The 6,080-nt window shown below is 70.3% G+C and carries 7 protein-coding genes; 4 read left to right on the top strand and 3 right to left on the bottom strand.

Annotation, left to right across the window (positions count from 1 at the left end; genetic code table 11):
• A partial coding sequence (locus AC3XYG_RS29340) for a calcium-binding protein (protein ID WP_489143418.1) occupies nucleotides 1-189 on the bottom strand: 189 nt, incomplete at its 3' end.
• A gap of 317 nt (nucleotides 190-506) precedes the next feature.
• Here AC3XYG_RS29340 and kaiC point away from each other — a divergent pair.
• From kaiC to AC3XYG_RS29320, 4 genes are read left to right on the top strand one after another with little or no spacing between them, the layout of a single operon-like run.
• Nucleotides 507-2,210, top strand: coding sequence for a circadian clock protein KaiC (gene kaiC, locus AC3XYG_RS29335; protein WP_489143417.1), 1,704 nt, complete (start codon nucleotides 507-509; stop codon nucleotides 2,208-2,210).
• Nucleotides 2,207-2,548, top strand: a complete 342-nt coding sequence (locus AC3XYG_RS29330; protein ID WP_489143416.1) for a circadian clock KaiB family protein — start codon at nucleotides 2,207-2,209, stop codon at nucleotides 2,546-2,548. The genes kaiC and AC3XYG_RS29330 overlap by 4 nt, the downstream gene beginning before the upstream one ends.
• Nucleotides 2,545-2,865, top strand: coding sequence for a circadian clock KaiB family protein (locus tag AC3XYG_RS29325; protein WP_489143415.1), 321 nt, complete (start codon nucleotides 2,545-2,547; stop codon nucleotides 2,863-2,865). Before AC3XYG_RS29330 ends, AC3XYG_RS29325 begins: the two co-directional genes overlap by 4 nt.
• On the top strand, nucleotides 2,855-4,942 hold the full coding sequence (locus AC3XYG_RS29320) for a hybrid sensor histidine kinase/response regulator (RefSeq protein WP_489143414.1): 2,088 nt from the start codon (nucleotides 2,855-2,857) through the stop codon (nucleotides 4,940-4,942). The genes AC3XYG_RS29325 and AC3XYG_RS29320 overlap by 11 nt, the downstream gene beginning before the upstream one ends.
• Nucleotides 4,943-4,997: 55 nt before the next feature.
• Here AC3XYG_RS29320 and AC3XYG_RS29315 read toward each other — a convergent pair whose 3' ends face one another.
• Nucleotides 4,998-5,579 carry a histidine phosphatase family protein gene (locus tag AC3XYG_RS29315; RefSeq protein WP_489143413.1) on the bottom strand — a complete coding sequence of 194 codons (582 nt, stop codon included), beginning with the start codon at nucleotides 5,577-5,579 and terminating at the stop codon, nucleotides 4,998-5,000.
• Between the two features lie 271 nt (nucleotides 5,580-5,850).
• A partial coding sequence (locus tag AC3XYG_RS29310; RefSeq protein WP_489143412.1) for a hypothetical protein occupies nucleotides 5,851-6,080 on the bottom strand: 230 nt, incomplete at its 5' end.

Raw genomic sequence — 6,080 nt, 5'->3', positions numbered from 1 at the left:
GTAATAGGCCCAGTCCGTCCCGGCGCCGCCATTGAGCACGTCGGCGCCATTGCCGCCGACCAGCCGGTCGTTGCCGTCGCCGCCATTCAGCGTGTCGGCGCCTTCGTTGCCGTAGAGCCCGTCGGCCCCGGCCCCGCCGTTTAGCGCGTCGTTGCCGTTGCCGCCCTGCAGACGGCGGATTAAGTGCAATAAAATTTCTGAAGGCAGTTGCGATAAAACCATCTGTGTGTGGCCCCTTGCCGGCTGGCGGCCGATCTTCCACTTCGGCGAAGGGTTTCGACGGTCGCGCCCGCGTGGCGCAGGCCTCCCTGTCCTTCGGCGCGGCTGGGGTGGACGGCGGATGTGAAGGCCCCCGCCGTCGCTGCCGCCGTCAAATGGCGGAACCAACCCAACCGGCGGTGCATTTCTCAGGTGCAACAGTCGACGGGAGCCGGCAGGAATGGTCGTCATATCGTGGGAGCCACCGGCGCGGCGCCGCGGTCCTTATCTGATGGATGGGCATGCCAATGGCTGATGTTGGAGTGCACCCTGATCACGTGCCGCCGCAGCTGCCCAAGGCGGCCACCGGGATCGGCGGTCTCGACGACCTGACCCTGGGCGGGCTGCCGGTGGGTCGGCCAACGCTGCTGTGCGGTGCCGCGGGCTGCGGCAAGACCCTGTTCGGCATGACCTTCCTGGTCAACGGCGCGACCCTGTTCGACGAGCCGGGCGTGTTCATGAGCTTCGAGGAGCGGGCGGACGACCTCGCCGCGAACGTCGCCTCGCTCGGCTATGACGTCGAACAGCTCGTCGCCTCCCACAGACTGGTGATCGACCATGTCCGGGTCGAGCGGTCGGAGATCGAGCAGAGCGGCGAATACGACCTCGAAGGCCTGTTCGTGCGGCTGGGGCACGCGATCGACACCGTTGGTGCCAAACGCGTGGTCCTCGACACGGTCGAAGCCCTGTTCTCCGGCCTCGCCGACACCACGATCCTGCGCGCCGAGCTGCGGCGCCTGTTCGCCTGGCTGAAGGACAAGGGCGTGACCGCGATCATCACGGCGGAGCGTGGCGAGGGCCAGCTCACCCGGTATGGCATCGAGGAGTACGTCTCCGACTGCGTCATCCTGCTCGACAACCGGGTGCAGGACCAGGTGACCACCCGCAGGCTGCGCGTGGTCAAGTATCGCGGCTCCGCCCACGGCACGAACGAATACCCGTTCCTGATCGACAACCAGGGCATCAGCGTCCTGCCGATCACCTCGGCCGGGCTTGAGCACAAGATCTCCCGCGACCCGGTGCCGACCGGCGTGCCGAGCCTCGACGCCATGCTCGGCCTCGGCGGCTATTACCGCGGGTCCAGCATCCTGATCTCGGGCCTGGCCGGCACTGGCAAGTCGACCTTCGGCGCGTCCTTCGTCGATGCTGCCTGCGGCCGCGGCGAGCGCTGCCTGTATTTCGCCTTCGAGGAATCGCCGGACCAGGTGGTCCGCAACATGCGGTCGGTCGGCATCGATCTCGGCCGCCATCTCGAGGCCGGGCTGCTGCGCTTCGAGGCAGCGCGGCCGAGCCTCTACGGTTTCGAGATGCATCTCGCCCGGATGAACCGCGATATCGAGCAGTTCGCGCCGTCCACGCTGGTCGTCGACCCGATCTCGGCCTTTCGCGGCCCGTCGACCGAGATCCATGCCACGCTGATCCGGCTGGCCGACATCTGCAAGACCAGGAACATCACCGCGCTGTTCACCAGCCTGTCCGCCTCGGGCGAGCTGATGGACGAGAGCGAGCGCAGCGTCTCGTCGCTGATGGACACCTGGATCTCGTTGAAGGATCTGGAGGCCAATGGCGAGCGGAACCGGGTGCTGTATCTGCTGAAGTCCCGCGGCATGAACCATTCGAAGCAGCTGCGGGAATACCGGCTGACGGATCAGGGCATCGAACTGATCGACGCCTATGTCGGGCCTGACGGCGTGCTGACCGGCGCCGCGCGGATGGCGCAGGAGGCACGGGAACGCGATGCCGAGATCCAACGGCGCCTGGTGACCGAACGGCGCCGCCGGGAGGTGGCGCGCAAACGGGCCGCGACCGAGCGGCAGATCGCGGAGCTATGGTCTGCGATCGAGGCTGATGAGGCCGAGATCGCGACGCTGATCGAACAGGAAGAGGCCCGCGAGACCGTGATCGGAGAGGATCGCGAGGCCATGGCCGTCAGCAGGGGAGTCCGCCGATGATCCGGAACCCGTCGACCCACGCCCAGATGCCCGCCGAAGAGGCCGACAGCGGAACCTACAACCTCCGCCTCTACGTCGCCGGGCAGACGCCCAAGTCCCTGACGGCCGTCGCCAACCTGAAGCGCATCTGCGAGGAGCATCTGGCCGGCCGCTACACGATCGAGGTGATCGACCTGCTGGTCACGCCGCAGCTCGCCGCCGGTGACCAGATCGTGGCGTTGCCGACCCTGGTCCGGCGCCTGCCGCCACCGCTCAAGCGGATCATCGGCACCCTGTCGGACACGGAACGCGTGCTCGTCGGCCTCGACATCCGCGCCAAGGGGGCGGTGACGTCATGACCACCGGAACATCGCCTTCGAAGACGGAGCAGTACAAGCTCCGGCTGTTCGTCACCGGCTCCACGCCCCGCTCGACCCGGGCGATCGAGAACATGCGCCGGATCTGCGAGGAGAACCTGAAGGGCCAGTACGATCTGGAGGTGATCGACGTGTATGAGAACCCGGAGGCGACGCGCGAGCTGCAGGTCGTGGCCACACCGACCCTGGTGAAGATCCTGCCGGAGCCGCTGCGGCGGATCATCGGCGACCTCTCGGACAAGGAGCGGGTGCTGGCCGGCCTGAACCTGCTGCCGCTCGATCGGACCGATGACCGCTGAGCGCCGGTCGGCCGCCGAGACGGCAGGGCCTGACATCGCGGAGCTGGAGGCCCGGCTGCGCGAGGCCGAGGAGACGCTGGACGCGATCCGCAACGGCGATGTCGACGCCGTCGTGGTCGGCGGCCCGTCCGGCCAGCAGGTCTACACGCTGGAGAACGCCGACCGGCCCTACCGCGTGCTGATCGAGCAGATGCAGGAGGGGGCCGTCACGCTGAGCGAGGACGGCACGATCCTCTACTGCAACCAGCGCTTCGCCACGATCGTCGACACGCCGCGGGAGAAGGTGATCGGCGACGTCGTCGACCGCTTCTTCGGCCGGGCCGAGGCCGGGACCTTCCGCCGCCTGCTGGCACCGGGCAGCGGCGCCGGCATCTCGGCCGAATTCACCCTGCACGCCGCCCATGGCGCCGCGGTGCCGGTGAACATCTCGCTGATCGACCTCAAGGTCGATGACGGCATGCCGCGCGTGGTCTGCGGCGTGGTCACGGACCTGACGCACAACCGCCGGCGCGGCCATGAGCTCGCCGCCGCCAACGAGAAGCTGGCCAGCGAGGTCGAGGTCCGCCGCCGGGCCGAGGACAGCCTGCAGCTGACGCTCGACGCCGCCGGCATGGGCAGCTGGGACCTCGACCTCGCGGCCGACGCCATGCGCCGCTCGCTGCGCCATGACCAGATCTTCGGTCACAAGACGCCGCTGCCGGCCTGGGGGCTGGCGACGACGCTGGACCACTTCATGGCCGAGGACCGTGACGCGGTGGCCGACGCCTTCGCCCAGGCCCAGGTGATGGGCACGATCGAGTTCGAAGGGCGGATCCGCCGGGCGGGCGACGACACCGTCCGCTGGCTGCACGTCAAGGGCCGGACCTACTACGATGCCGGCACGCCGATCCGCATCGCCGGCGTGGTCGCCGACATCACCGACCGCCGCGCGGTGGAGGAACAGCTGCGCCAGGCCCAGAAGATGGAGGCGGTGGGGCAGCTGACCGGCGGCATCGCCCATGACTTCAACAACCTGCTGATGATCATCGGCGGCAGCCTGGACATGCTGGGCCGGCGGCTGCCGTCGGAGGAGCGGATCGGCCGGCTGATCGACGCCGCACGCCAGGGCGTCGCCCGCGGCGCCAAGCTGAACCAGCAGCTGCTGGCCTTCTCGCGCCGCCAGGACCTGCGGACCGAGGTGGTCAGCGTCGACGATCTGATCCCCACCTTCGAGCACCTGCTCGACCGTGCGGTCGGCGAGATGGTCGGCGTCGAGATCGAGCGCGGCGCCGGGTTGTGGCTGTGCCACACCGATCCGCACCAGCTGGAGACCGCCATCGTCAACCTGGCGATCAACGCGCGCGACGCGATGCCGAATGGCGGCACGCTGACGCTGGCGACCGAGAACCGGGTGGTCGGCCGCCAGGCGGCGTCGAGTTGGGGCGCCGCCGGCGGCGACTACGTCGTCGTGTCGGTGGCCGACACCGGCAGCGGCATGCCGCCGGAGGTGCTGGCCCGGGTGTTCGAGCCGTTCTTCACCACCAAGGCGGTGGGCGAGGGCACCGGGCTCGGCCTCAGCCAGGTCTATGGCTTCGCCAAGCAGTCCAACGGCTTCGTCACCCTCGACAGCGAACCCGGGCGCGGCACCACGGTCGCCATCCACCTGCCGCGCTCCGACCTGCCGAAGGCCGCGGCCGCCGCCGCGCCGGCCGCGGCGGAGGACGCCCAGGGCCGCGGCATCATCCTGGTGGTCGAGGACGATCCCGGCGTCCGCGCCGTCACCGGCGGCATGCTGCGCGACCTCGGCTACATCGTGCGCGAGGCCGACACGGCGCGGGCGGCGCTCGACTCGCTCGGCCGCTGCGGGCCGGTCGACCTCGTCTTCTCCGACGTCATCATGCCCGGCGGCATGAACGGCGTGGAGCTGGCGCAGGAACTGGCGCGGCGCCGGCCGGAGCTGCCGGTGCTGCTGACCTCGGGCTACACCGCCCAGCGCTTCCCCAACGCGATGGCCGAAGACCTGCAGGTGCTGCGCAAGCCCTACACCCTGCACGACCTGTCGCTGGCGATCATCGACGCCCTGCACCGCGCCCGGTAACAGCCGGACCCGGAGACCGTTCGGAAACGTGCTGGCGCGGTTCCGGACGACCTTTTTACCTCTGGTTCCACTTGCGCAGCACGGGCTCGGTCAGGTCGTGCTCGTAGCCGAGGACGCTGAGGCTTGCGGTGTCGAGCACGAAATGCGCCCCACCCTCGGGCGGCAGGCCGAGCCAGCGGGCGGTCAGCACCCGCAGGAAATGGGCGCTGGAGAAGATCAGCACATTGCCGCCGACCGCGCGGGCCTCCCGCACGACGATGTCGGCCCGGGCGCCGGCCGCGGCGGAGTTCTCGCCCTCGGGGTAGCCGTCGCGGAACATCTGCCAGCCCGGGCGCTGGGCCAGGATCTGCTTGGTGGTCAGCCCCTCATAGGCGCCGTAATCCCACTCCGCCAGCTCGGGCTTGACCACGCCCTCGGCGCCGAAGCCGGCCAGGGCGCAGGTGCTCTTGGCCCGCTGCGACGGGCTGGTCCACACCGCGGCGAAGGTCTGGCCCCGCAGCGTGTCGGCGACCTTGCGCGCCGCCGCCTCGCCCACCGGGGTCAACGGGATGTCGGACCGGCCCGTGTGCCGGCCGGTGGCGCTCCATTCGGTCTCCCCGTGCCGGATGAGGGTGATCTCGGGAAACGCGCTGCTCATCGGAGTGTCTCTCGCTGGTGGCGTGGCATGCCCCGAGAACACCGCGCCCGGCCGCAGAACGCAACGCCAAGCCGCAGGGTGGGGGTGGGGAAGGGCTGCCAGCACATTGCGCAACCTCTCCCGCCTGCCCCCGGGTCGAGCCCGAGGGGGAGAGGCCGGTCTCGCGCAGCGAGATCGCGTAAGGGCGGGCACCGGCCTCGACAAACACCCTCACCCGGAGTCGCTGCGCGTGATCCGGTGGATGAGGCACGGGGAGCATGGCCGGCCCGGCTCAGCCGGACTCCCGGCGCCGGGCCCACCGGGCCCAGCCGGCGGGCCGGTCCTCGGCCTCCGGCACCGCCGGCCCGTAGGCCCTGTCAGGGGGGCCGCCCGTCTCGGGGGCCGCCGCATCGAACTCCGGCACGAATGGCGGCGGAGCCTCCTGCGACCCCACGCCGGGGAAGTCGTCTGCCGTGCCGGGCGCGGCGCCGGCCTCCCGCTCGGCCTGGGCCGCCCGGGCGG

It is taken from the genome of Inquilinus sp., from assembly GCF_057815775.1.
Note: the sequence above shows the minus strand (reverse complement) of the source record. Positions and strands in the feature narration are given on the sequence as shown.

Excerpts from the sequence above, each read along its gene's own strand:
- kaiC (WP_489143417.1), top strand. The coding sequence starts at position 507 with ATGGCTGATGTTGGAGTGCACCCTGATCACGTGCCGCCGCAGCTGCCC.
- AC3XYG_RS29330 (WP_489143416.1), top strand. The coding sequence starts at position 2,207 with ATGATCCGGAACCCGTCGACCCACGCCCAGATGCCCGCCGAAGAGGCC.
- AC3XYG_RS29325 (WP_489143415.1), top strand. The coding sequence starts at position 2,545 with ATGACCACCGGAACATCGCCTTCGAAGACGGAGCAGTACAAGCTCCGG.
- AC3XYG_RS29320 (WP_489143414.1), top strand. The coding sequence starts at position 2,855 with ATGACCGCTGAGCGCCGGTCGGCCGCCGAGACGGCAGGGCCTGACATC.
- AC3XYG_RS29315 (WP_489143413.1), bottom strand. The coding sequence starts at position 5,579 with ATGAGCAGCGCGTTTCCCGAGATCACCCTCATCCGGCACGGGGAGACC.